The 24,160-nt window shown below is 69.9% G+C and carries 22 protein-coding genes and 3 pseudogenes; 21 read left to right on the top strand and 4 right to left on the bottom strand.

What is annotated here, in order from left to right:
* Positions 1–103: 103 nt before the first annotated feature.
* The 6 genes and pseudogenes from ACZ6BB_RS15330 to ACZ6BB_RS15305 all read left to right on the top strand — a co-directional run.
* Positions 104–312: pseudogene (locus tag ACZ6BB_RS15330) on the top strand (IS701-like element ISCARN75 family transposase); the annotation flags it as partial.
* A complete protein-coding gene (locus ACZ6BB_RS15325) occupies positions 269–427 on the top strand; it encodes a hypothetical protein (protein WP_471615669.1) in 159 nt (52 codons plus the stop codon). The pseudogene ACZ6BB_RS15330 and the gene ACZ6BB_RS15325, both read left to right, overlap by 44 nt.
* 124 nt (positions 428–551) lie before the next feature.
* Positions 552–1,658, top strand: coding sequence for an alpha/beta hydrolase (locus ACZ6BB_RS15320; protein WP_471615668.1), 1,107 nt, complete (start codon positions 552–554; stop codon positions 1,656–1,658).
* Complete coding sequence (locus ACZ6BB_RS15315; protein WP_471615667.1) at positions 1,655–3,421, top strand: FAD-dependent oxidoreductase; 1,767 nt, start codon at positions 1,655–1,657, stop codon at positions 3,419–3,421. The genes ACZ6BB_RS15320 and ACZ6BB_RS15315 overlap by 4 nt, the downstream gene beginning before the upstream one ends.
* A 6-nt stretch (positions 3,422–3,427) precedes the next feature.
* The gene (locus tag ACZ6BB_RS15310; RefSeq protein WP_471615666.1) at positions 3,428–4,339 is read left to right on the top strand and encodes an intradiol ring-cleavage dioxygenase; all 912 of its coding nucleotides are present in this window, start codon (positions 3,428–3,430) and stop codon (positions 4,337–4,339) included.
* Positions 4,336–5,415 carry a maleylacetate reductase gene (locus ACZ6BB_RS15305; RefSeq protein ID WP_471615665.1) on the top strand — a complete coding sequence of 360 codons (1,080 nt, stop codon included), beginning with the start codon at positions 4,336–4,338 and terminating at the stop codon, positions 5,413–5,415. Before ACZ6BB_RS15310 ends, ACZ6BB_RS15305 begins: the two co-directional genes overlap by 4 nt.
* Before the next feature lie 6 nt (positions 5,416–5,421).
* Here the strand turns inward: ACZ6BB_RS15305 and ACZ6BB_RS15300 are convergent, their stop codons facing one another.
* Positions 5,422–6,327, bottom strand: a complete 906-nt coding sequence (locus ACZ6BB_RS15300) for a LysR family transcriptional regulator (RefSeq protein WP_471615664.1) — start codon at positions 6,325–6,327, stop codon at positions 5,422–5,424.
* A 226-nt stretch (positions 6,328–6,553) separates the two neighbouring features.
* On the opposite strand from ACZ6BB_RS15300, the gene ACZ6BB_RS15295 reads away from it, so the two are divergent.
* From ACZ6BB_RS15295 to ACZ6BB_RS15280, 4 genes and pseudogenes are all read left to right on the top strand, one after another.
* Positions 6,554–7,795, top strand: a complete 1,242-nt coding sequence (locus ACZ6BB_RS15295; protein WP_471615663.1) for an acyl-CoA dehydrogenase family protein — start codon at positions 6,554–6,556, stop codon at positions 7,793–7,795.
* Complete coding sequence (locus tag ACZ6BB_RS15290) at positions 7,792–8,364, top strand: flavin reductase family protein (protein ID WP_471615662.1); 573 nt, start codon at positions 7,792–7,794, stop codon at positions 8,362–8,364. Before ACZ6BB_RS15295 ends, ACZ6BB_RS15290 begins: the two co-directional genes overlap by 4 nt.
* Positions 8,365–8,390: 26 nt before the next feature.
* Complete coding sequence (locus ACZ6BB_RS15285) at positions 8,391–9,917, top strand: acyl-CoA synthetase (RefSeq protein WP_471615661.1); 1,527 nt, start codon at positions 8,391–8,393, stop codon at positions 9,915–9,917.
* Positions 9,918–10,343: 426 nt separating this feature from the next.
* Positions 10,344–10,718, top strand: a pseudogene (locus ACZ6BB_RS15280) (VOC family protein); the annotation flags it as partial.
* 697 nt (positions 10,719–11,415) lie between these two features.
* Here the strand turns inward: ACZ6BB_RS15280 and ACZ6BB_RS15275 are convergent.
* Positions 11,416–12,102: a TetR/AcrR family transcriptional regulator gene (locus ACZ6BB_RS15275; protein ID WP_470790048.1), complete on the bottom strand. Its 687-nt coding sequence runs from the start codon at positions 12,100–12,102 to the stop codon at positions 11,416–11,418.
* Positions 12,103–12,272: 170 nt separating this feature from the next.
* Here ACZ6BB_RS15275 and ACZ6BB_RS15270 point away from each other — a divergent pair, with 170 nt between their 5' ends.
* The 9 genes from ACZ6BB_RS15270 (at position 12,273) to ACZ6BB_RS15230 (ending at position 20,290) form a co-directional block, all read left to right on the top strand.
* Positions 12,273–13,478, top strand: a complete 1,206-nt coding sequence (locus ACZ6BB_RS15270) for a cytochrome P450 (RefSeq protein WP_470790046.1) — start codon at positions 12,273–12,275, stop codon at positions 13,476–13,478.
* 48 nt (positions 13,479–13,526) lie between these two features.
* The gene (locus ACZ6BB_RS15265; RefSeq protein WP_470790044.1) at positions 13,527–13,724 is read left to right on the top strand and encodes a ferredoxin; all 198 of its coding nucleotides are present in this window, start codon (positions 13,527–13,529) and stop codon (positions 13,722–13,724) included.
* Entirely contained in the window at positions 13,721–14,944 is a 1,224-nt protein-coding gene (locus ACZ6BB_RS15260; protein ID WP_471615660.1) for an NAD(P)/FAD-dependent oxidoreductase, read from the top strand. Before ACZ6BB_RS15265 ends, ACZ6BB_RS15260 begins: the two co-directional genes overlap by 4 nt.
* Entirely contained in the window at positions 14,941–15,846 is a 906-nt protein-coding gene (locus ACZ6BB_RS15255; RefSeq protein ID WP_471615659.1) for an SDR family NAD(P)-dependent oxidoreductase, read from the top strand. Before ACZ6BB_RS15260 ends, ACZ6BB_RS15255 begins: the two co-directional genes overlap by 4 nt.
* 70 nt (positions 15,847–15,916) lie before the next feature.
* Positions 15,917–16,894, top strand: a complete 978-nt coding sequence (locus tag ACZ6BB_RS15250) for a quinone oxidoreductase family protein (protein ID WP_471615658.1) — start codon at positions 15,917–15,919, stop codon at positions 16,892–16,894.
* A gap of 87 nt (positions 16,895–16,981) precedes the next feature.
* On the top strand, positions 16,982–17,449 hold the full coding sequence (locus tag ACZ6BB_RS15245) for an SRPBCC family protein (RefSeq protein WP_471615657.1): 468 nt from the start codon (positions 16,982–16,984) through the stop codon (positions 17,447–17,449).
* Between the two features lie 172 nt (positions 17,450–17,621).
* Positions 17,622–17,756 (top strand): hypothetical protein, encoded by a 135-nt coding sequence (locus tag ACZ6BB_RS15240; RefSeq protein ID WP_471615656.1) that lies wholly within the window; start codon positions 17,622–17,624, stop codon positions 17,754–17,756.
* A gap of 464 nt (positions 17,757–18,220) precedes the next feature.
* The gene (locus tag ACZ6BB_RS15235; protein WP_471615655.1) at positions 18,221–18,850 is read left to right on the top strand and encodes a TetR/AcrR family transcriptional regulator; all 630 of its coding nucleotides are present in this window, start codon (positions 18,221–18,223) and stop codon (positions 18,848–18,850) included.
* 279 nt (positions 18,851–19,129) lie between these two features.
* A complete protein-coding gene (locus tag ACZ6BB_RS15230; RefSeq protein WP_471615654.1) occupies positions 19,130–20,290 on the top strand; it encodes a serine hydrolase domain-containing protein in 1,161 nt (386 codons plus the stop codon).
* Positions 20,291–20,664: 374 nt separating this feature from the next.
* On the opposite strand, the pseudogene ACZ6BB_RS15225 reads toward ACZ6BB_RS15230, so the two are convergent.
* Positions 20,665–21,507 (bottom strand): annotated as a pseudogene (locus ACZ6BB_RS15225) (IS110 family transposase); the annotation flags it as partial.
* Between the two features lie 281 nt (positions 21,508–21,788).
* On the opposite strand from ACZ6BB_RS15225, the gene ACZ6BB_RS15220 reads away from it, so the two are divergent.
* Together ACZ6BB_RS15220 and ACZ6BB_RS15215 are read left to right on the top strand one after the other, a co-directional pair.
* On the top strand, positions 21,789–22,016 hold the full coding sequence (locus ACZ6BB_RS15220; RefSeq protein WP_471615653.1) for a carotenoid oxygenase family protein: 228 nt from the start codon (positions 21,789–21,791) through the stop codon (positions 22,014–22,016).
* Positions 22,013–22,465 (top strand): carotenoid oxygenase family protein, encoded by a 453-nt coding sequence (locus ACZ6BB_RS15215; RefSeq protein ID WP_471615652.1) that lies wholly within the window; start codon positions 22,013–22,015, stop codon positions 22,463–22,465. The genes ACZ6BB_RS15220 and ACZ6BB_RS15215 overlap by 4 nt, the downstream gene beginning before the upstream one ends.
* Here ACZ6BB_RS15215 and ACZ6BB_RS15210 read toward each other — a convergent pair.
* The gene (locus ACZ6BB_RS15210; protein WP_471615651.1) at positions 22,447–24,147 is read right to left on the bottom strand and encodes a thiamine pyrophosphate-binding protein; all 1,701 of its coding nucleotides are present in this window, start codon (positions 24,145–24,147) and stop codon (positions 22,447–22,449) included. The two genes, ACZ6BB_RS15215 and ACZ6BB_RS15210, sit on opposite strands and share 19 nt — an antisense overlap.
* Between the last annotated feature and the right edge of the window lie 13 nt (positions 24,148–24,160).

Raw genomic sequence — 24,160 nt, 5'->3', positions numbered from 1 at the left:
GGTATTCGGTTCGAGCCCACCGAAACTCCCCTTGCCTCGCGCTGGACAAGGGGAGTTTCGGTCTGCGTGCGCCCGAGGTCGCACGGCCGACAGCGTCGTCCGAGAGGAGTGCTTTCAGGCGGCGAAGAACGAGTGCGGCTTGGACCAGTACGAGGTCCGTCGTTACATCGGCTGGTATCGGCACATCACCCTGGCATGCTCGCCCACGCCTACCTCGCGGTCATGGCGGCCGACGCGGCGAAAAAGGGGATGCAGATCCTTCGAGGTCGTGCGCGCCAAGCGAACGGGTCGGCACCGGCAGCTTCCACCTGACCGGCCCGACCGCGACCCGCAGCACAAACTGCCGGTGGTCGAGCAGCTGGAGGCCGCGCTCTGCACCGACGCCCTGGTCACCCTCGCCCCCACGCGCACCCTCCCGCCGAAGTAGCCGCCCCTCGGGGACGCTGATGAGCGCCATGCATCACGGCGTCCCCAACCGGCATTGGACCAGCCCGGAGCCGATCACCAATAGTGCTGGGCATGGGCGCAGACGCCGTGACGGAGGTTCACCGATGACCATCCCCCCACCACCCGGACCACCCGGAACCGCCGAGCCGGCCCGTGCCGCCTCGCCGTTGTCGATCAGCGAGCAAGGCGCGTTCTGGGTCGGTGTCGGGCGCAAGCCGACCGAGGCCGGGACCGCCGCCGAGGCCGCGATGTACGTCCAGTACCAGATCCCGGCCGATCTCCGGCATCCGCTGCCCGTGGTGATGGTCCACGGGGGCGGCGGCCAGGGCACGGACTACCTGTCGACGCCTGACGGGCGCCCCGGCTGGGCCACCCGGTTCCTCCAGGCCGGTTACGCCGTGTACGTGGTCGACCGTCCAGGTCACGGGCGCTCCCCGTACCACCCCGATGTCCTCGGGCCCATCGAGGGCGCGGCGCCGACGTACGAGTTCATCCGCTGGCTGTTCTGCGACGGGGCAGGACGACCTGGCAGCCAGTGGCCCGGCAGCGGCGAGGTCGGCGACGACTGCGCGCTGGACCAGTTGATGGCGAGCCAGGGCCCGACGCTGCCCACCTTCGCCGAGAACGAGGAGCAGATGCGGCGCTGCGGGGCCGAGTTGCTGGACCGTATCGGACCGGCCGTGCTGATCACCCACTCCATGGGGGCGCCGTTCGGCTGGCTGGTCGCCGATGCCCGGCCCGGGCTGGTGAAGGCCGTCGTCTCCATCGAGCCGATGGGACCGCCGTTCATCGAACTGCCCGGCCTCGGAAAGCTGGAGTGGGGGCTCACCGCGGCCCCGATCACTTACGAGCCGCCGGTACGGACCCCGGAGGAACTGCGCCTCCGGCTGCGCGAGGCGGGGGGCGACGGGCTGCAGGACTGTCTCGTCCAGGACGAAGAGGCAGGCGCCGTGCGGTCCCTGCCAGGGCTCCAGGGCTTCCCGATCGCCGTGGTCGCGGCCGACACCTCGCCGTTCGCGGCGTTCCAGCACGGTGTCGCCGACTACCTCGCCCAGGCCGGTGCGGACGTCGAGTTGCTGCGCCTGGCGGACCTGGGGCTCACGGGCAACGGTCACCTGCCCATGGGCGAGAAGAACTCCGACGACGTGGCCGAGGCACTGATGACCTGGCTGGACAAGCGGCTGACGGATGTGGAGGAAACGTCCCGATGACAACCGTGCCGACCGTGCCGACCGTCGAGACCGATGTGCTCATCGTGGGAAGCGGGCCCGCGGGAGCGAGCGCCGCACTGGCGCTGAGCACCTATGGCGTGCCGAACGTCATGGTCACCCGCTACTCACGCCTCGCGGACACGCCCCGGGCGCACATCACCAACCAGCGCACCATGGAAGTGCTGCGTGACCTGGGTGTCGAAGAGGATGTGATCGCCCAGGCCACCCCGCAGCACCTGATGGGCAACACCGTCTTCTGCACCGCCCTCGCGGGCGAGGAGCTCGGCCGGCTGAGGTCCTGGGGCAACGAACCGCTCGTGCAGGCCGCGCACGAGCTGGCGAGTCCCACCCGCATGTGCGACATGCCGCAGCACCTCATGGAACCGGTGCTCGTGAACGCGGCCATAGCGCGCGGAAGCCAACTGCGGTTCGGCACCGAGTACCTGTCGCACGAGCAGGACGCCGACGGCGTGACCGCCACGGTCCGCGACCGGCTGCGCGGCGACACGTACACCATCCGCGCCAAGTACCTGATCGGCGCGGACGGCGGCCGCAGCAAGGTGGCCGAGGACGCCGGACTGCCGATGGGCGGCCAGATGGGCGTGGCCGGCAGCATCAACATCGTCTTCGACGCGGACCTCAGCAAATACGTGGCGCACCGACCGGCCACCCTCTACTGGGTGCTGGCGCCCGGCGCGACCGTGGGCGGCATCGGCGCCGGCCTGGTGCGCTGCGTACGGACGTGGAACGAGTGGCTGATCGTGTGGGGCTACGACGTCGACGCCGGGCCGCCGGACCTCACCGAGGAGTACGCCCTGTCCGTCGTCCGCAAGCTGATCGGCGACGACGAGATCCCGGTGACCGTCAAGTCGTCCTCCGCGTGGACGGTCAACGAGATGTACGCCGAGACGTACTCCAACGGCCGGGTGTTCTGCGCGGGCGACGCCTGCCACCGGCACCCACCGTCCAACGGGCTGGGCTCCAACACCTCCATCCAGGACTCCTACAACCTGGCGTGGAAGCTGAAGCTCGTCCTGGACGGCACCGCGTCCCCGTCCCTGCTGGACACCTACAGTGACGAGCGGGCACCGGTCGGCAAGCAGGTCGTCACCCGGGCCAACCAGTCCATCGGTGAGACGGCACCCGTCTTCGAGGCGCTCGGCGGCCTGGCGCCGCAGACCCCCGAGCAGCTGTGGCGGAACATCGCCGCCCGCAAGGACGCCACTGCGGAGGCCGAGGAGCAGCGGGCGCGGCTGCGGGAGGCGATCGCCCTCAAGGCGTACGAGTTCAACGCCCACGGCGTGGACCTCAACCAGCGCTACACCTCCGCCGCGATCGTCCCGGACGGCACCGAGGACCCCGGCTTCGCACGCGACCCCGAGCTGCACTTCCAGCCGAGCACCCGCCCCGGCGCCAAGCTCCCGCACGCCTGGCTCTCCGCGGGCACCCGCGATCCGTCCACCCTGGACCTGGGCGGCAACGGCCGGTTCACCCTGATCACCGGCATCGGCGGCGAGCCCTGGACGGAGGCCGCCCGCATCCTCGGCAAGGAGTTCGGCCTGGAGATCGCCACGGCGGTCATCGGACCCGGCCAGGAGTACGAGGACCCGTACGGGGACTGGGCCCGGCTGCGGGAGATCGGCGACTCGGGCGCGCTGCTGGTGCGGCCGGACAACCATGTGGCCTTCCGCCGCCAGGACGCCTCCGGTGACGTCACGGCCGCACTGGGCGACGCGCTGCGGCAGATCCTCGGGCGGGGCTGAGCGGCCATGGACCTCACCGCGAAGACCACGAAGACCACGAAGACCACGAGTTCCGCGAGTTCCGCGAATTCCACGACGACGGCGGTGCTGGAAAGCTTCGCCCACACCTCCGATCCCCGACTGCGCGAGGTGCTGGCCTCCCTGACGCGTCATCTGCACGATTTCGTACGGGACATCGAGCCGACCCAGGCCGAGTGGGAGCGGGCGATCGACTTCCTCACCGCGACCGGACACATGTGCGACGACACCCGGCAGGAGTTCATCCTGCTGTCGGACGTCCTGGGTGTGTCGATGCTCGTCGAGACGATCAACGACCACAAGGCGGCCGCCGCGACCGACTCGACGGTGCTCGGCCCCTTCCACATGACCGAGTCCCCGGTCCGTGAACTCGGGGCGAACATCGATCTGGTCGGCGGCGGCGAGCCGTGTGTGATCAGCGGACGGGTCGTCTCCGTCGGCGGCACCCCGCTGCCCGGTGCGACGCTGGACGTGTGGCAGGCCGACGACCAGGGCTTCTACGACGTCCAGCAGCCGGAGAAGCAGCCGCCGGGCAATGGGCGCGGGCTGTTCACGGCGGACGCGGAGGGACGGTTCTGGTTCCGCTCGTGCGTTCCGAGCCCGTATCCGATTCCGACGGACGGGCCGGTCGGCTCGCTGCTGGAGGCGACCGGCCGTCACCCCTACCGTCCCGCCCATGTCCACTTCATCGTGGGCGCCGAGGGGTACAGCCCGGTGACGACGCACATCTTCGTGGCGGGCAGCGACTATCTGGAGTCGGACGCCGTCTTCGCCGTGAAGGAGAGCCTGGTCGAGGAGTTCGTCGAGGTGGACTCCCCCGCGGAGGCCGCGGAGCTGGGCCTGGCCAACCCCTTCCGCCGGGCGCGCTTCGACATCGTGCTGCAACCGGTGATCCTGTGAAGGGCGAGGCCCTGGACTTCACCCACCAGGCACAGCCGATGCGCGTCCTCTTCCGGTCGGGTGCCGTCCCGGACGCGGTGCCCGACGAGGTCGCGCTTCTCGGCCTGCGCCGCGTCCTCGTGCTGTGCGACGACCATGGCCTGGACACGGCCCGTGCCGTCGCCGCGTCTCTCGGCGACGCCTGCGCCGGGCTGCACGCGGGAGCGGTGACGCACGTCCCGGTGGAGGTCGCCGACCTGGCCGTCGAAGCGGCTCGCGAAGCCCGGGCCGACGGCTGCGTGGCGGTCGGCGGCGGTTCGGTGACCGGTCTGGCCAAGGCCGTCGCGCTCAGGACCGGCCTGCCGATCGTCGCCGTCCCGACGACGTACGCCGGGTCGGAGATGACACCCGTCTGGGGCCTGACCGAGGGCGCGGTCAAACGCACCGGGCGCGACCCGAAGGTGTTGCCGCGCAGCGTCGTGTACGACCCGCTGCTCACGCTCACCATGCCGCCCGTGGGGTCCGCGACGAGCGGCATGAACGCGATCGCGCACGCCGTCGAGGCCCTGTACGCCCCGGACTCCACTCCGATCGTCTCCCTCATGGCGCAGGAGGGTGTGCGGGCGCTGGCCGCGGCCCTTCCCGAGATCGTCGCCGACCCCTCGGGGCATGACGCGCGCAGCCGCGCGCTGTACGGGGCGTGGCTGTGCGGTGCCTGTCTCGGCGCGACCACCATGGGGCTGCACCACAAGCTCTGCCATGTGCTCGGCGGCACCTTCGACCTGCCGCACGCCGAGACACACGCCGTCGTCCTGCCCCATGTGCTGGCGTTCAACGCGCCGGCGGTTCCCGACGCAATGGCGGCACTGCGCCGGGCGCTCGATGTCCCGGATCCGGTACGGGAGTTGCACGAGCTGGGCGAGCGGCTGGGCATCCCGCGATCGCTCGCCGACCTCGGCCTGACCGCCGCCGACGTGGACCGTGCGGTCGACGTCGCTCTCGGGGCGCCGTACGCGAATCCCCGCCCGGCCTCCGCCGACGATCTGCGCGCCGTCCTGCACGCGGCCTGGGCGGGCGAGCCGCCGTACGGCGGCTGACCCCTCCTACCGGGAGATCTCGGCGTACGGAACGCCGCTCGCACGTCGGGCCACCCGGCGTGCGACCTCGGCGAACGCCGGGGCGGCGGGCGAGTGACCGGCCTCCGGATAGACGACCGCGGCCACCGCGCCGAGGGACTCTTTCGGAGCGACGGCCTCCACTCCCGGGTGTGGCGGGAACATCCGGGCGCCCGACAAGGGCATCAGTCCCACCATGTGCTGGTAGGCGATCTTCAAGGACATGTCCAGGGCCGAGCGGGCGTGGGAGCCGACCCTCGGGGCGTCGTGGTCCCCGTGGCGTCCCCCCACCCACAAGTCGTCGCCCGGGTGGGGGGTGACCCAGGGCTGGTCGTAGACCTCGGTCACGTCCACCGCGGCGGCCGAGGCCAGCGGATGCCCCTTCCACAGCGCGAGGGAAACGGGCTCGGTGAAGATCGGTACGCGTGTCAGGCCCGGCATGTCGACGTTCAGACACAACAGCGCCACGTCGCACTCGCCGGCCAGCAGCGGGGCTTGCCCCTGGTGGAAGTCCGCTTCGTGCACCCGGATCGTCGCTCTGGGATACCGCTCGCGGAACGCCTCGATGACCGGATGCGTCAGCTCCGCGAGAGCCACCCCGTAGAGCGCGACCCGCACCTCGTCCCGCCGCCTGGCCCTCATGGCGCCCGCGGCGGCGGCGAGCCGGTCGGCATCGGCCAGCACCTCGCCCGCCCGTACGAGCAGCTCCGCGCCGTCGGCGGTGAGCGCCACATGCCGTTTGTCGCGGTCGAACAGCTGGACGCCCAGCTCACGCTCGAGGGCGGCGATCGAGCGCGTCAGCGCGGGCTGGGTGAGGTGCAGACGCTCGGCGGCGACCCGGTAATTCAAGGTCTCGGCGAGCGCCGAGAAGTGGCGCAGGCTCCGGAGTTCCACTCAGCCTCCAGAAAGGCGTGGTCCACGGCGTTGTGGTGCGCCAGGTTACAGCGCGCTTCCCCGCGCGTCACCAGGCAGAAATGTGCGGCATTCCCGTCACCCCTTCCGACCTGCTGTGATGCACGGCACTCATCAAGGCCACGGTTACCGGCATTGGACGGTCCTTCGCCGCGCTGCCGACACTCCCTTCAGGCCGACCCAGAACAGCAGCCGGATGGGGTGCGAATTGTCCGAGACAACCGAGGCAGCCGAGAAAATCATCGAGATTCCGCAGCCGGAGCCGGACCTGACACCGGAGGAACTGGTGCGCCGGGCCGCCGGCATGAGGTCCTGGCTACGTGATCATCAGGACGAGACCGAACAGCGGACCGGTATCTCCGAGGACACGCACAAGGCGTTCCTGGAGGCGGGTTTCTACCGGTCCCTCCAGCCACGCCGCTTCGGCGGGTACGAGTTCGACCTGCGGACCTACTCCCGGATGGTCACCGAGGTGGCCCGCGGCTGCCCGTCCAGCGGCTGGAACCTGTGTCTGGCCGCCTCTCACAGCCTGGTGGTGGCCGGCCGCTTCCCCGAGAGCACCCAGCGCGAGGTGTTCGGTCCGGACGGTGACTTCCGGGCTCCGCTGCCGATGGCCCCGAGCGCCACCGCGACGAGGACCCCCGACGGGTACCGGGTCAACGGCCGCTGGGACTACTCCTCCGGAGTCAACGTCTCCACGCACTTCCTGGGTGGCGTGCTCATCATCGACGAGGAGGGCGGCATGCCCACGCCGGGCCTGGTGCTCGTGCCCTCCGGCTGGCGGATGCTCGACAACTGGGGCGAGATCCTGGGCTTCCGCGGCAGCGGCTCCAACAGCGTCGTGGCCGAGGACGTTCTCGTACCGTACGAGTACGTGTCCAGGACCTACGTCGCGGCGAACGACGCCACCGACGGGCCGGGGGTGGAACTGCACGGCAACCCGATGTACGCGGGCCGGCTGATGACGTTCTTCAACATCCAGCTGTGTTCGATCGTGGCGGGCACCGCCCAGGCCGCGATCGACGAGTACCAGCGGATCATCACCACCAAGAACAGCCCGCTGCCGCCCTTCAAGCCGCGCAGCCACGATCCGGAACACCAGCGCAACCTCGGCCTGGCCACGGCCCTGGCCGACAGCGCGCAGCGGATCATCCTGTCGGTCGCCGACGACTACACCGCCTACGCGGCCCGGGGCCTGGCAGGGGGCGAGCCCTTCTCCGAACTGGACGACCAGGCCCTGTCCCTCACGGCCCGGCAGTCCGGCCAACTCGCCTGCCAGGCCGTCGAGATGCTGGCCTCGGCCAGCGGCTCCAGCGCGCTGGCGAACGGCCAGCGCATGCAGCGGTACCTGCGCGACGTCGCCACGTACAAGACGCACATGAACGCCCAGCACAGTTGGTGGGCCACGGGATACGCCCGCTTGCTGCTCGGCGTGGAGAACCCGGCGTGAACCGGTCGACGTCCGCCGCGACGGCGCCCGGCGGCGGCCCGGCGGACGACCCCGGCCGGTTCCGGCACGTGCTCGGCCACTACCCGACAGGTGTCACGGTGGTCACCGCGAAGGAACCCGACGGCACCCCGGTCGGCATGGTCATCGGCTCGTTCACCTCGGTGTCCCTCGACCCCCCGCTCGTCGCGTTCTTCCCCGGCCGCTCCTCCACCACCTGGCCCAGGATCATGGCCGGCGGCTCCTTCTGCGTGAACGTGCTGGCCGCCGGCCAGGAGGGCCTCTGCCGGGACGTCAGCGCCAAGGCCCCCGACGTCTTCGACCGCCACCCGTGGCGCGGCGCGCCCTCGGGCAGCCCCGTCCTGGCGGGCGCCGCCGCCTGGATCGACTGCGACATCGCCGACGTGTGGCCCCTCGGCGACCACTACTTCGTCCTCGGCCGCGTCCGGGAACTCGGGGTGGAGAAGACCGGCGTCTCGCCGCTGGTCTTCTCCCGGGGGCGGCTCGCCCCGTTGCCGCCCCGCCGGGACCACGACGAATCGGCCGACTACACCTGGCCCGACTGGCTCTGAGAGATCTAAGAGAAGAGAGACGCACCATGCGCAATCAAGGGCTCGGCTCGTGGCCCGCGCGGCGCGCCCGCATGGCACCGGAGGCCACCGCCGTCGTGCACGACGGCGGTGGATCCCTGTCCTACGGAGAGCTGGCCGCCCGCGTGACGCGGCTCGCTCACGCCCTGCGTGCCCTGGGGGTCGGCCACGGCGACCGGGTGGCCTACCTTGGCGCGAACCATCCGGCCCTGGCGGAGACCCTGTTTGCCGCGAACGCGCTGGGCGCCGTCTTCGTACCGCTCAACACCCGCCTCGCGGCACCTGAGTTGGCCTTCATCCTGGGCGACTCGGGAGCGCGGGTGCTGGTGTTCGGGGCCGAACTCACCGACATAGTTGACGCGTTCAGGGACGACGTCGAGGTGAAGCACTACGTCGAGGTGGGGAAGGCGTACGAGGAGCTGCTCGCGAGCGCGTCGGACAACCCCCTGGACGAGGCTGTCGGCCTCGATGAGGTGTGCATGATCCAGTACACCTCCGGCACCAGCGGCCGTCCCAAGGGCGTCATGCTCACCCACGCCAACATCGCCTGGAACTGCTTCAACATCCTGCTGGACGTGGACATCGCCTCCGACAACGTCGCTCTGGTGGTGGCACCGATGTTCCACACCGCCGCCCTCAACACCGTCTTCCTGCCGGGCTTCCTCAAGGGAGGGACGTCGGTGCTGATGCGCGGCTTCGACCCGGAACGGGTGCTCGACGTCATCGCCGAGCACCGGGTGACGAGGATGTTCGGCGTGCCCGCGATGTACCAGGCCATGGCCCGGTCGCCGCGGTGGGCGACGGCCGACCTGTCGTCGATCCGGATCCTGCAGTGCGCGGCGGCACCCGTACCCAAGGACCTCATCCACACATACCAGGACCGGGGCCTGACCTTCCTCCAGGCGTACGGCCTGACCGAGACCTCTCCCGCCGCGCTGGGCCTGCGCGCACAGGACAGCATCCGCAAGGCCGGCTCGGCCGGCACGCCCTGCTTCTTCACCGACGTACGCGTGGTGCGGCCCGACCTCACCGATGTCGCACCGGGCGAGGTCGGCGAGGTGATCATCGAGGGCCCCAACGTGATGAAGGGATACTGGCAGTGGCCCGAAGCGACCAAGGACGCCTTCGCGGACGGAAGTTGGTTCCGCTCCGGAGACGCGGCCACCGTCGATGAGGAGGGGTTCGTCACGATCGTCGACCGGATCAAGGACATGTACATCTCCGGCGGGGAGAACGTCTATCCGGCCGAGGTCGAGCAACTCCTCTACCAGCATCCCGCGGTCACGGAATGCGCGGTGATCGGCGTACCCGACGAACGATGGGGCGAAGTGGGCAGAGCGCTGGTCGTGCCCCGCGCGGGCTCCGACGTGTCGCCCGACGACATCATGGACTCCCTGTCTGGCCGACTCGCCAAGTACAAGCTCCCCAAGTCGGTCGTCCTTGTGGACACCCTCCCCCGCAACGCCACCGGCAAGATCCTCAAGGCCCGCCTGCGCAGCCAGTACGGCTCCGTGCCGGCCCGCGGCGCCGAGTAGGCATGACGCCAGGCTCCGTGCGTAGGACGCGGGCCCAGCCCCGGCCACCGCACGGGATCTTCTCGATGCCTCCAGGCGCATGCAGTTCACCAGTCGGAGACCACGGCGGGCCGAAGGACAAAAGTCGAAAGGCCGGCGTAAGGCCAGCAGCCTCGACGGCAAGGCCTCACGCGCCGCCCGGCTGAGGCGCGGGTACAGGGAAGTCCTGTACTGCGCCGCTGCCAGTGCCAGGAGTCGGCTGGCGGCGGCGGTCGAGGACTGCGGCTTGGTCTGCCAGCCGTGTACGTAGACGAGCAGGTCAGTGGCCCAACTGGGAGGGGCCAGTTCCTCGGCGAAGTGGTCGTCGAGACGGTCGGCGGGGACAGGGCGTGGGCCGGCGGGGGTCTCTTCAAGGAGTCGGCCGTCCGGTCCGAGGTCGACGATGTGCGGCTGGGCCACGTCGTGCTGGAGACACGCGTGTTCGCCCGGGCCCTGGACTGGTACCTGGACACCCTCGGCATGATCGTGTCCGACTTCCTGTTCCTGGACGGCCAGCGCGACCGCGGCCCGACGATGGCGTTCATCCGCTGCGACCTGGGCGGTGTGCCGGCTGATCACCACACCCTCGCGATGCACCTGGGGCCGGGAACGGAGTACGTCCACTCCGCCTACCAGGTCACCGACCTCGACTCCATCGCTGCCGGTGGCGAGTACCTCAAGGAGCGTGGATACAAGCGTAGTTGGGGCATCGGACGGCACATCCAAGGCAGCCAGCTCTTCGACTACTGGCGCGACCCCGACCACTTCATGCTGGAGCACTTCTTATGGACAGGGTTTGGTGCTGTCCGTTGTCCACCTGAGTATGTCGATGAAGGACAGCAACACCTGTCGGTGAGTGCCTGTCCTACCGAACGGATCGTTGGCCCGTCATGAGCACGGTGGTCGAGCGGTTGCGGGCGAAGCCCGCGCGGACGTGCGGACGGTGCGGTCACCCCTGGGGCCTCATCAGAAACCCGATCCTGAGCGGGGTGTGCCGCGCTTCCCGCCGACGGCGTGCAAGGTGAAGAGCGGGTGCGCCTGCATCCTGTTCCTCCCGGCCGACGAGGTCTGCGACCTGAAGGTCAGCGGGTGTGAGTAGTTGAGATACTGGAAATCCCGGTGAGGATGATCATGGGCTTAATCGGCGAGTTCTATACGTCTCGAACGTGAGCTGTCCGGAGGCTTCGAGTGATGCGCGGCGGGCTCGGCCCGGGTGCGGGCGTGGTGGTCCTGGTCGTAGTTGAGGTGGCAGCCCTGGCGCATGGCGCGGAGGTTGGCGGGGTCGCAGTTCTCCGGCGTGTGGTCGAGGTGCGCGGTGGTCAGGACGACCTTGGAGCTGGTGCCGTACGCGGGCTGTCCGTTGGGGGTTGGGGCAGCGGCCGGTGTGGGTGCCGGATCGGTGAACGAACCCCCTGCTCGTGGTGCAGCTCCGGCCGATTCGAGCGGTCGCCGCGCTTCAGCGGCGTCCGGTGCGACTTTCTCAACTGCCTCGCCGGCTGTGTGCGGCGTCGAGCGTCGGGGTTGATGGCTGAGGGGCCGGTATGGGCAGCAGCCGGTGCAGCAATGACTGCTCCAGTTCGATCAGGATGTCTTCGCTGCTGGTGTGGTGACCTGGCAGGGTGTGCCAGAGGACCAGTTGGCCGTGCAGGGCGGTCCACAGGTGGATGCCGACCGTCTCCGCTTCCGGTCGACGGGCGGGCGCGATCGCCGCGAGATAGGTGTCCACGGCGTGGGTCCATGCCTGGAGCACGGTGCCGAGGGGAGTCTCGGCGGAGGGCTGACGCTCGGGTTCGTATTCCAGGCTGAACATCAGCCGGTACCGGCGGGGCTTGTCGATGGCGAATCTGCGGTAGGCGGCGGTGGTGGCCCCTATCCGCTCCCACGGGGCGGCGCCGGCTGCGGCGGCCGCTTCGCCGGCCTCGCCCATCGCTGCGGCCAGCGCCCGGTAGGCGGCGTCGAGCACTGTGGCGACCAGTTCGGTCTTGTCCTTGAAGTGCAGATAGACGCTGGGCGCGGAGATGCCGACCTCGCGGGCCACTCCTCGCAGGGAGAGCGCGTCCTCGCGTCCCGACTCCTCCAGGATGCGGGTCGCCGCGTCGAGGATCTCCTGCCGTAGCCGTTCCCCCTCGCCCCGCACATTGGGCACCCGTCTGACCTGCTGCTTCATGGCCACCTCCTCGCTGTGTGCACCCTATCTACCCGCCCGGGCCCCCTACCCGTGCGGCCGGCGCCGCAGAGGCGGAAACAGAGGATGCGGCTTCACACCCTTCGACTAACGGTGTTAGTCTATCAAGCAGAACACCTAACGCTGTTAGTTGATGGTGGAGAGGAACGGCTATGCCCTCGTCTGCGTCCGTCCCCGCGTTCGAACTCGCCCGTCCGAAGGACGCGCCTCTTGATCCTCCGCCCCTGTATGCCGAACTGCGGACGGAGCGCCCGGTCACCCGGGTCTCCCTGTGGGAGGGGCAACTCAGCCCGTGGCTCGTGACCCGCTGGGAGGACGCGCGGGCGGTGCTCGGCAGCCCGGCGTTCAGCTCCGACCCGTCTCGGCCCGGTGCGCCCAACTTCAAGCCAGGCACCCCGCAGCCCCGGCGCGGCTTCTTCCAGGGCCATGACGACCCCGTGCACGCCCTGATGCGGCGCACCCTGACCCGGGAGTTCATGGTCAAACGTATCGACGCGCTGCGTCCGGCCATCGCCCGTCTGACCGACGAGCTCCTCGGTGACCTCACGGGGCGGCCGGGCCCGGCCGATTTCGTGGAGCGCTTCGCGCTGCCGTTGCCCTCCCTGGTGATCTGCGAACTGCTGGGCGTGCCGTACGAGGACCACCCCTTTTTCCAGCGGCACTCGAAGGTCTTCGTCGACCTGACCGCCACGGCGGAGGAGACCACCCGTGCGCAGCAGGCACTGGCCACGTATCTGCTGGAACTCGTGCGGACCAAGCGCACGACGCCTGGCGACGACCTGGTCACCCGGCTCGCCGAGCAGGTCGACGCCGGTGTCATCACCGAGCAGGACGCGGCCGACCTGAGCTCCTTCCTGCTGTTCGCCGGGCACGAGACGACGGCGAACATGATCGCGCTGAGCACCATCACCCTGCTGCACCATCCCGAGCAGATCCCGTACGTGCTCGGCGATCAGGACCAGGTGGCAGGCGCGGTCGAGGAGTTGCTGCGCCACATCTCGATCGTGCACGGCGGACTGCGCCGTACGGCCGTGGAGGACGTCACCATCGGCGGCGTCACCATCCGCGCCGGCGAGGGTGTGATCATCCCGCTCGGAGTCGCCAACCGCGACCCGGAGATCTTCGCCGCCCCCGACGACCTCGACCTGCAACGCGCCGACGCCCGCCGGCACCTGGCCTTCGGCTACGGCATCCACCAGTGCCTCGGCCAGCCGCTGGCCCGCGCCGAACTCCAGATAGTCCTGCCGGAACTCTTCCGCCGGCTCCCCGGCCTGAAGGTCGCCGTGCCGATGGAGGACATCGCTTTCAAGCGGGATTCCGTCGTCTACGGCGTCCACGAACTGCCCGTCACCTGGTGACCCGCACCCGCTTACCCACCCCACCGCCCCCCACAGGGAAGAACCGTCATGCGTGTAGAAGTCGATGTTCCCAAGTGCGTCGCCTCGGGCCAGTGCGTGATGCTCGCCCCCGACGTCTTCGACCAGCGGGACGAGGACGGCATGGTCGTCCTCCTCGAAGCTGCCCCGCCCGCCGAACTCCACGACGCCGTCCGTGAATCGGCCACCGTGTGCCCCGCGGCCGCCATCCGCCTGGGAGAGTCATGACCGCGGGCACGGCCGGTGAGCCGGCCGGCGCACCGGGCCGCGTCGTCATCGTCGGCGCCTCCGCGGCCGGTCTCGCCGCCGCCGAAACCCTGCGCCGGTCGGGTCACACCGGCACCATCACGCTCATCGGCGACGAGGCCACGGCTCCTTACGACCGGCCGCCGCTGTCGAAGGAAATCCTCCGCGGCGCCTGGACACCGGACCGGCTGCCCTTGCGCACCGAGGCCGAACTCAACGCCCTCGGCCTGGACGCCAGTTACGGCCGCGAGGCCATCGGAGTGGACCTCGCCGCCCGGACGGTGCTGCTGTCCGACGGCACCGAGGTGGCGTACGACGGGCTGGTCGTGGCCACCGGAGTCCGCCCCCGGCTGATGCCCGGCACCCCGGCCCACACCCTGCGCACCCTGGACGACGCCCTCGCCCTCAAGGACCGCCTCGGCCCGGGCCGCAGCCTGGCCGTGGTCGGCGCCGGGTTCCTGGGCGCCGAGGCCGCGGCGGTGGCGGCCGCTTCGGGCACCCGTGTGACCCTCATCGAACCCGCGCCCGTCCCACTGGCTCACGCGGTCGGCGAGGACATCGGCCGCATCCTCGCCCAAGCCCACCTCGCGCACGGCGTGGACCTGCGCACCGGGACAGGGGTCACCGAGGTCGTCTCCGGCGGCGTACGGCTGGCCGACGGCAGCACGATCGAGGCCGAGACAGTGCTGGTGGCCGTCGGCTCCCGGCCCAACACCGAGTGGCTGACCGGCAGCGGCCTCGCCCTCGACGACGGACTGGTCTGCGACGAGTTCTGTGCTGCCGCACCCGGCGTGTACGGCGCGGGCGACGTGGCCCGCTGGCACAACCCGCTCTTCGACACCTCGATGCGCGTCGAGCACCGCACCAACGCCACCGAACAGGGCATGGCCGCCGCCCGCAACCTCCTGGGCGCCCGGCGGCCCTTCGCGCCCGTCCCTTATTTCTGGTCCGACCAGTACGACATGAAGATCCGTGCCTACGGCTACCTGCGCGGTCACGACGAGGTACGGATAGTCGAAGGCAGCCTGGCGGAAGCCAAGTTCACCGCGATCTACCGCTCCGACGACCGGCTCACCGGTGTCCTGGCCATCGGCATGCCACCCAGGCGCATCCGTCCCTGGCAGCAGGCCATAGCTGCCCGCACCCCATGGCGCGACGCCGTCTCGACACCCCCGTCCTTCCCTGAAGGAGCGGCGGCATGAGCGCCACCACCGGCCCGGAAGGTTTCGACGCCGCCGGCGCCGACGGGATCCCGAAACAAGAACAGGAGACACACATGACCGAGAAGGTCTGGTTCATCACCGGTTCCTCACGCGGCTTCGGCCGGCTGTGGGCGGAGGCCGCGCTGCAGCGGGGCGACAAGGTCGCCGCGACTGCGCGCGACGAGAGCAGGCTCAAGTCGCTGGCCGCGGCGTACCCCGACTCCTTGCTCGTGCTGCCGCTGGACGTCACCCGGCGCGGCGCCGTGTTCGACGCCGTGGCCGCCGCCCACGACCACTTCGGGCGGCTCGACGTGATCGTCAACAACGCCGGACACGGCCTGCGCGGTGCCGTCGAGGAGGTCCAGGAGGCCGATGTCCGGGAGCTGCTCGACACCAACCTGTTCGGGGCGCTCTGGGTGACGCAGGCGGCGCTTCCCTTCCTGCGCGCGCAGGGAGGTGGCCACGTCCTGTCGGTGTCCAGCCAGGGCGGACTGATGGGCGAGGCGACCCTGGGTCTGTACAACGCCTCCAAGTGGGCGCTGGAAGGGATGATGGAGGCCCTGTCGAAGGAAGTCGCCTACCTCGGCATCAAGGTCACCATCATCGAACCCGGGCCCTACGCCACCGAGTTCGCGTCCCCCGCCTCCCTCAAGGCGTCACCCGAGAACCCCGCCTACGACGAGGCCCGCCAGGCCCTGTACGCGGACTTCGACCCCGCGGCCGTCGGCGACCCCGCCGCCACGCCGCCGGCCGTGCTGGCGGCGGTCGACGCCGCCGAGCCGCCGCTCCGGCTGATTCTGGGCAAGTCGGCCCTGCCCAAGGTCCGCAGCCACTACGACGCGCGCCTGTCCACCTGGGACGCATGGGCCCCCGTCTCCGAGCGCGCCCACGGCAACCCGTAGTTGACCGACACGGCATTCGCCGCAGGGCGTTGCCCCCTGCCGTCCCACCCCCCAAGAAAGGCCCTGAAGAGTGAAGGCAGCTGTCTACCGCCGCAACGGCGGCCCCGAAGTGCTCAGTTACGAGGATATGCCGGACCCCGTCCCCGGCACCGACGAGGTTCTGATCAGGACGGAGGCCATCAGCATCGAGGGCGGCGACCTGATGTGCCGTCTCCTCGTACCCCCTCCGGCGGACGGGTTCGTCATCGGTTACAGCAGTGCCGGTGAGGTCGTGGCGGTGGGCTCCGCGGTCACGGGCTTGGAGGTCGGCCAGAAGGTCTGCGCTTTCGGGCAGGCCCATGGACTGCCGGCCGGTTCCCATGCCGAACTGCGCGTCGTACGCCCGGAGCACTGCTGGGTGCTGCCGGACGGTTTCGATCCGAAGGCGGCGGCCTTGGTGCCGGTCACCTTCTCGACCGCCTACGAGGCGCTGTTCGAGCGCGGCCGTCTCACGAGCGGCGACACCGTCCTGCTGCAAGGGGCGGCCAGCGGGGTCGGGCTGGCGGCGATGCAGCTCGCCAAGAAGGCGGGTGCCCGCGTGATCGGGAGCGCGTCGAACCCGGCGCGGTTCGAGGAGCTGCGTCGTTACGGCCTCGACGAGGGAATCGACTACCAAGGCGAGAACGTCCGTGACCGTGTCCTGGCCCTGACCGGCGGGCGTGGTGTCGATCTGGCCGTCGACTGCGTGGGCGGTTCGCTGCTCCAGCAGCTGATCGAGGCCACCCGTCACGGCGGGCACATCGTCCCGCTGGGCACGGCTTCCCGCGAAGAGAGCACGGTCGACGTCGTGAGCCTGATCCGCAGCAACACGACGCTCCACGGCGTCGGGCTCGCCTCCCTGCTCCATGAGCCCCGGGTCCACGCGTACATGGCGGACCTCATCCGCCGCATCGCGGACGGCGAACTGGAAGCCGTGATCGACCGAGTCTTCCCCCTCGCCGACGCCGCGGCCGCGCACCACTACGCCGAGCAGCGCGGCCGGATCGGCCGGGTCGTGATGGTGCCCTGACGTTCCCGGCGAGCACCAGCCGCACCAACCCGGGCCGGCGACGGCCCGCACCGCAGCAGACGATCAGAAGAGAGAAGGAGAAACACCATGACCTTGCTGATGGAAGTTCGCTACGAAGAAGCCGGCGTGAGCTCGGTGACGGTCGATGTCGTCGTGGAAGCCAGCGCGGAGTTCGCGTGGGATGCCGTGCGCGATGTCTATGCGGTGGACACCCGGCTCATCCCGGGATTCGCGCTCCACGTGGAAAAGGGACCGGACAGCAGGACGGTGACGTTCGCCGATGACATGAAGATCACCGAGCGCATCGTCGAAGTCGACGGTGGCGCCCGAAAGCTCACCTACCAAGCGACCGAGGGCGGTCCGCTGACACACCACCTGGGGTCACAGACCGTGCGGGAGGACGAGGAGGGAGTCCATCTCGTCTGGACGACCGAGTTCGCGCCCGCGTCGGTCGTCGACTACGCCACCAGCACCATGCGGACCACCGTGGCACTCATGAAGAAGACGATCGAAACGGCGTTCGCCGATCGGCGAGACCCCGCGGCAACAGCGTGACGAGGCCCGGCTCGCGTCGCTGGAGTCCGGGCGGTGGCCGCTCCCGGCGATCGGCGCGCTCACCGGTGTGGCCGGGATAGCGACGGGTGCGGTCGCCCTGTTCGGCCGCTGACGGCACCTGAGACGCCCCCCGGACTCTCTCCGCTCCGAGAGTCTGGGGGTCCTGCCATGCTTGGGGCACATCTACCTGCTCTTCAGCACGGCCCCCACCAACCAGCCCTCCGCCGCCCGCGCCCGCTGGCTCACCCTGGTCCTCACCGGCCTGACGACCCACACGCGAACCGGAGACACCGGAACTGCCTCATAACCACTGCCTTCCAGCAGGGGCGGCCAGGCAACCGTGTTGTACGGCCGTACGGACAGCCCGGCGCGGCGGTCAGGCCGGACAGCCCTACGTCGGCCCAGGTGCATCAGCCACGGTGGTTCAGGGCGCGAGTGAGGTCGCGGTTCGCGGCCCGGGCGGCATCGAGTTCTGCCTGCCGCTCCTCCAGAGCCTGAGCCGGTTCAATGTTGCGCTGTTCCAGCTGGAGCGGTGAGCTGACGAGAAGAGTGGGTCATCACGGGACTCCTTGGTGCACGTTCGGTCCGGCTGGTTGCCCGGCACGCGAACTCGATGCAAACTGTACTCAATACGTTTTGTATCGCAGGAGAGTGGAGCAGTGCGCGAGTCCGAGGTAGTAGCCCGGTCGGCTCCGTGCACGACTACCTGCACAGCGGCCCGCCTCTCAGTCAGGAGGCCGCCTCGCAGCTGCCGACGGAGAGGATGGCCCGATGAACCACCCGACCACCCCCGCGCCCGCACGTCCACCCCGCCAGCGCAAGGCGACCCGCGCGCAGCTGATCGCCGCGGCCGCCCACCTGTTCGCCGAGCAGGGCACCACCAACGTCAGCATCGGGGCGATCTGTGAGCGCGCCGGGTTCACCCGCGGCGCGTTCTACTCCAACTTCAAGACCGTCGACGACGTCTTCTTCGCCCTGTACGAACAGCGCAACGCCGAGGCTCAGCAGCGGCTGGAGGCGCTGACCGCCGACGCGCCGTTTTCTGAGCAGGCCCGCTGTTCCCTGGAGTCCGTCGTGGCCACGATATTGCGGGCGCTGCCGATGGATCCGCAGTGGGTGGCGATCCGCACCAGTTTCGCGGGGCAGGCCCAGCACCGGCCAGAGGTCGCGGCCGCACTGCGCGAGCATGCCGAGCAGCTCCGTCGGCATCTCCAGCCGCTGCTGTTGCATGTCCTGGAGCTCACCGGCCGTCGACCGCTGGACTCCGTAGAGGATTTCACCCGGGCCGTCATCACCGCGCACGTCGGCGCGATCACTCAGTCACCACTCCACGACGACCCCGAAGCCGTCCGCGAAGCCGTCGTCCGCGGCATCATTCTCGGCCTGACCACCGAGCAGTGAGCAACAGCACCTCCGCTCAGCTCAGCAGTCCTGGCTGTGGACGTGATGGCGGGCCACGCCGCGCGGGTCGCGGACGACGCACGCGACAGCCTCTCGATCCGATCGTTCACACGGGCCGGGTGCGTTTCAAAACCCGTTCCGCTCCAGCGGCTCAGCCGCCAAGGCGACCGTGCCCGCACGACGCGGGGCCCGTTTAGCCCTTTTAGTACGCATTAGTCGTTTCGTTCTTCAGGGCTCAGCGCTGCTGAGACATTCAAAACACGAAGGGAAAAGCTGAGGATGACAGAGATATCGGGTCAGTGCGACGACCGGTTCGCCGCAGTGAGGAAAGCCTTCGAACAGGCCCTGGACCAGAGCCAGGGCGGGGCATCGGCGGCGGTGTTCCTGGACGGTGAGCCGGTGGTCGATTTGTGGGGCGGCTACGCCGACCGTGCGCAGACCCGGCCCTGGACCCGCGACACCCTGGTCAACGTCTGGTCGGTCACCAAGACCATGACCAATCTCTGCGCGCTTGTGCTTGCCGACCGCGGGGAGCTGGACCTGTACGCACCCGTGGCGCGGTACTGGCCGGAGTTCGCCGCCGAGGGAAAGGACGCGGTCGAGGTCAGGCATCTGCTGTCCCACACCGCCGGGCTGGCGGGCTGGGACATGCCGCTGGCGGCTCCCGACGAGCTGTATGACTGGGACAGGTGCACCGACCTGCTCGCCGCGCAGAAGCCCTGGTGGCAACCGGGCACCGCCTCCGGCTACCACGCCGTGACCCAGGGCTATCTCGTCGGTGAGGTGGTTCGCCGGATCACCGGGCAGAGCGTGGGTCAGTTCTTCGCCGAGCAGGTGGCCACCCCGCTGGGCGCCGACTTCCACATCGGCCTGCCCGCCGAGGCCGACGATCGTGTCTCGAATGTCTTCAACATCGACGGCCTCCCCCTCCCGCCCGAGCTGGAGGAAACGGCTGCCAAGGTGTTCGGGCGCCCCAACGTGCTGGCCGACCCGGAACCGTTCGCGGCCACGCGCGCCTGGCGGGCTGCGGAGATTCCTGCCGTCAACGGCCAGGGCAATGCGCGCTCGGTGGCCGCCGTGCACTCGGTGATCGCCTGCGGCGGCGAGGCACGCGGTGTGCGAGTGCTGTCCGAGAAGGGCGTCCAGACCCTCTTCGATCAGCAGTCGGACGGCGCCGACCTGATCCTGGGAAAGCACGTGAAGTTCGGTATGGGCTGGGGGCTGGGCAACGACGATCTGCCCATGGCCGGGCCTCGTACCTGCTACTGGGGCGGCTCTGGGGGCCACATGGTCATCGTGGACTGCGACAACCGCCTGACCGTGGCGTTCACCATGAACCACATGAAGCTGGGCGGCAGTAACGGCAGCATCAACACCGGCGGCGACGAGCGGTTCCACCGCATTGCAGAAGCCGTCTATCAGGGCCTCGGCCGCCCGTAACGCCCGCACCGACCACAGCAAGCGTGCTCGACGGATCCGTCGAGCACGCTCCAGACCTAGGACCAACGCACAGCGTGATCTTGAGCTGTGCGCCTCGAACGGGAGCCTCGATCGGGAGATCGCCGCAGGCCGTGAGCATGAAGCAAAGCCGCTCCTCGATGTCCAGCATCGCGGATGGCGCTCTTCCTGTCTTGCGGCCAGGCCGAGGCCCCACCTCTGGCCTGGCCCGCTGAAGAGGGTTCGGAGTCATCCCGACGCCCACCAGGCCACCGCGAAACTCGCCACAGAGACGGCGCCAGTCTTCTTTGAGACCTCGCAGGTCAGAAGGAACTGAGGCATCCGCCCCACGTGCTTCCGTACCTAGCTCAACAAGCGGGTACGGAAGCACGTACGCACTGCATTAGAGGGTGGTTCTCCAGGAGTTCCTCGATCCGGGTGGCCAGGAGTTTCCGCTGGTCAAGCACTGCTTGGAGCGAGCCGGCGAGGTTGGGGACGATCAGGGCGGCCGCGTCGGTGCCCGGGACGACGACGGTCTGTTCGTCCAGGGCGGTGAAGATCTCTTCGACGAGGCGCTCGGCCATCCGCGGTGCCTTCGGGCGTATCAGCGCAATGAGCCGTCGGCGTCCGGCTTTGCGGATCTGGGCGGGCGAGCCGAACTGGTCGAGGAGCTTGAGCACGGCCGGGTGCTGGACGCGTGGGCCCAGGACACGTTCCAGCGACGGGTGGATCTGCGTCAGCAGGCCACGCAGGCGGTTGCTGACGCGGGTTGCTTCGCCGGCCAGGTCATCGTCGAAGCCGACGATCATCTCCAGCTCGGCGATGGTCTCGTCCTGGAGGTCGACCGAGCGGAGCGTGTGCGGCATGACGCCGGCCGCGTCCGCGATGACGAACGCGTCGCGGGCATCGGTCTTGGCCTCGCCGGGATAGAGGTCGGCGATCCGCCGCATCGTCAGGCCGGGCAGATAGGCGACCTGGCAGCCCATGTCCCGGGCCACGGCCAGCGGCAGGGCGCCGATGGAGGCCGGCTGGTCGACCACCACGAGCACGGTCCCGTGCTTGGCCTGCAGTTTGCCGAACACGTCGCGGAGTTTCGGCTCGCTGTTGGGCAGCCGTTTGTCGAAGGCCTTCTTCCCGGCCGGGGTGACAGCGGTGGCGTGGTGTTCGCCCTTGCCGACATCCAGGCCGAGGAAGGCTCCGATGTCACTGACGTCGATCACGTGCGTCCTTCGGTCGTCCTCGCCCGGCCGTCCCACGGCACCGATCGCCACATCCACATTACGAAGAGCCTCCCGACCTGCGAAGAAGCCGGTGGTCATGCCCCTAATCAGCGGTCTGTCGATGCCTCCGGAGCCGGTGACACCACCCCCCAAGACATGCGATCGACAGGGGGAGAAAGCCATGCCAACTCCGAAGGCCGGGCGCCCCATTGCGGGGCTACCAAAAAGGTAATGGGGAGATGCCGAGGGCGGGAACCGCGGCCGACGTGCGGTGGGTTGATGTGGATCCCGTATTGATCTTCCACACGCTGAACGCCTACGACGACGGGGAGCGCGTGGTTCTGGACGTGGTCACCCACCCCAGGACGATGTCCAAGGCCACAGGCTCCATCGAAGGCCACGGCACGCCCGCCCTGGACCGGTACACCCTCGACCCGGCCGCGGGGAAGGCCACCGTGCAGCGCCTCGACGACCGGCCGCAGGAGTTCCCCCAGATCAACGACCGGTGACCTCGCTGCCGTACCGCTACGGCTACACGGCGGCCATCACCGAGTTCATGGAGTCCTTCGCCGGCACCCGCGAACTCGACCAACTCGGTGACGACGCGTTCGCCAACCGGGTCATCAAAGACGACCTGCACCGCGGCACCCAGGAGATCCGCACATTTGGCCGGGGGCAGGCCCTCGGCCAGCCGCTCTTCGTGCCTGCGGCAGGCGGCGTGGCCGAGGACGACGGTCATGTGCTGGCGTTCGCGCACAAACCCGAGCGCTCCGCCACGGACCTGGTCATCCTGTCCGCCCAGGACATCACCGCGGATCCCGTGGCCACCGTTCGCCTGCCGGCCCGGGTCTCGGCTTCCACGGCAGCTGGATCCCCGACGCGGACTGACAAGGAGCCCTGGGGCGGCGCCCGCTTCGGAGGGCCCGAAGCGGGCGCCGCTCAGGCGTCCTGCGGGTAGGTCGTGAAGTAGTGCTCCCTGGTCTGCGCGAGCCGGGTGCGCGCGACGGCGAAGTCCAGGACGGCGGGGCGGCCGGCCGCGTTCTCCGCGAGGGCGCGCTTCAGGGCGTCAGGTACGGCGGCCGGGTCGTCGACGCGTTCGCCGTACGCGCCGCAGGCCTCGGCCAGGCGGGCGAAGTCGGGCTGGAAGGGGAACTCGGTGTCCTGGATGCGGTTGCCGTAGGTGTGTTCCTGGAGGTCCCGGATGGAGCCGAGGGCGTCGTCGTTGAGCACGCACCAGGTGACTGCGAGTCCGTACTGGGCGGCCATCGGCACGATGTTCATGACCATTTGGAAGGAGCCGTCGCCGACGAAGCACAGGGCGGGCCGCCGCGGGTGGACCAGGCGGGCGGCGGGCAGGGCGGCGGCCGCGAACCCCATGCCGTAGAAGCTGGACGGGGTGATGACGGAGCGCGGTTGGTAGACGCGGAAGAAGGGGAACGCGCCGCCGATGTGCTGGGCGAGGGCGCCGACGTCGACGCCGAGGACGGTGTCGCGGGGGAAGACGGAGCGGGCGGTGCGGATGACGCGGGCGGGATGGATCGGGGCCCTGTCGTCGAGTGCCATGTGGTCGACGGCGGCGTCGAGGGCGGTGATGTCCTGGAGGAGGCGCTCCGTGCGGCCGGGGGAGGCGTTTGTGCCCTCGGGCAGGGCGGTAAGGAGTTGCTCCAGGACTCTCTTGATGTCGCCGTTGACGGGGATGTGGGCCGGGATGGCGCGGCCCAGTTCGGCCGGGTCGATGTCGACCTGGATGTAGGTGGCGTCGGGGGACGGGAGGGCGGTGGGCTGCCAGTTGGTCTCCATCTCCTCGAAGCGGGTGCCGAGGCCGAGGACCACGTCCGCTTCGCCGAGCAGCCGTTTGGCGACCCGGTTGCGGTGGGCGCCGAGGCCACCGGCCGCGAGGGGGTGGTCGTCGGGGAGGCTGCCGCGTCCGGCGAGGCTGGTCAGTACGGGGGCCGGCAGGCGTTCGGCCAGGGCGCGCAGTTCGTCGAAGGCGCCGGAGGAGGCGACTCCGCCGCCCGCGATGATGAGCGGGCTGCGGGCACCGGCGAGAGCGGCTGCCGCGGCGTCGACGGCCGGTTGGTCGGCGGCGGGCCGGGCGGGCGGGCCGACCGGCAGGTACGGCTTGTCGGGGACGTCGAGGGTCAGCAGGTCCCGCGGGATGTCGATCAGGATGGGGCCCGGCCTGCCGCCGCGGGCGCGGGCGAAGCCCTGCCGCAGGACGTCGGTGAGGAGGTCGGCCCGGTCGACCCGGACCGACCACTTGGTGACGGGGGCGAACACCTGGTCGGTGGCGACCTCCTGGCTGGCGCCCCGGTGCGCGGTCGCCGTGGCGCCGCGGCCGCCGAGCACGATCATGGGCAGGGCCCCGACGTATGCCTCCGCGACCGCGGTGAGGGTGTTGGTGACGCCCGGTCCGGCGGTGACCAGGACCACGGCGGGCCGGCCGGTGAGCTGGGCGTACGCCGCCGCCATGGCTGCCGCATGATGCTCATGGCGTACCAGGAAGCTGCTGATGCCAGGCGTGCGGTGGATGGCGTCGTAGAGGGGCAGAACATGACCGCCGGGCATGCCGAAGACATGGCTGACGCCCTCGGCCCGCAAGGCATTGACGATGGCCTGACCGGCGTTGATCTCGCCCATGGCGGCGCGACTC

Source organism: Streptomyces sp. NPDC041108 (assembly GCF_055592645.1).
Note: the sequence above shows the minus strand (reverse complement) of the source record. Positions and strands in the feature narration are given on the sequence as shown.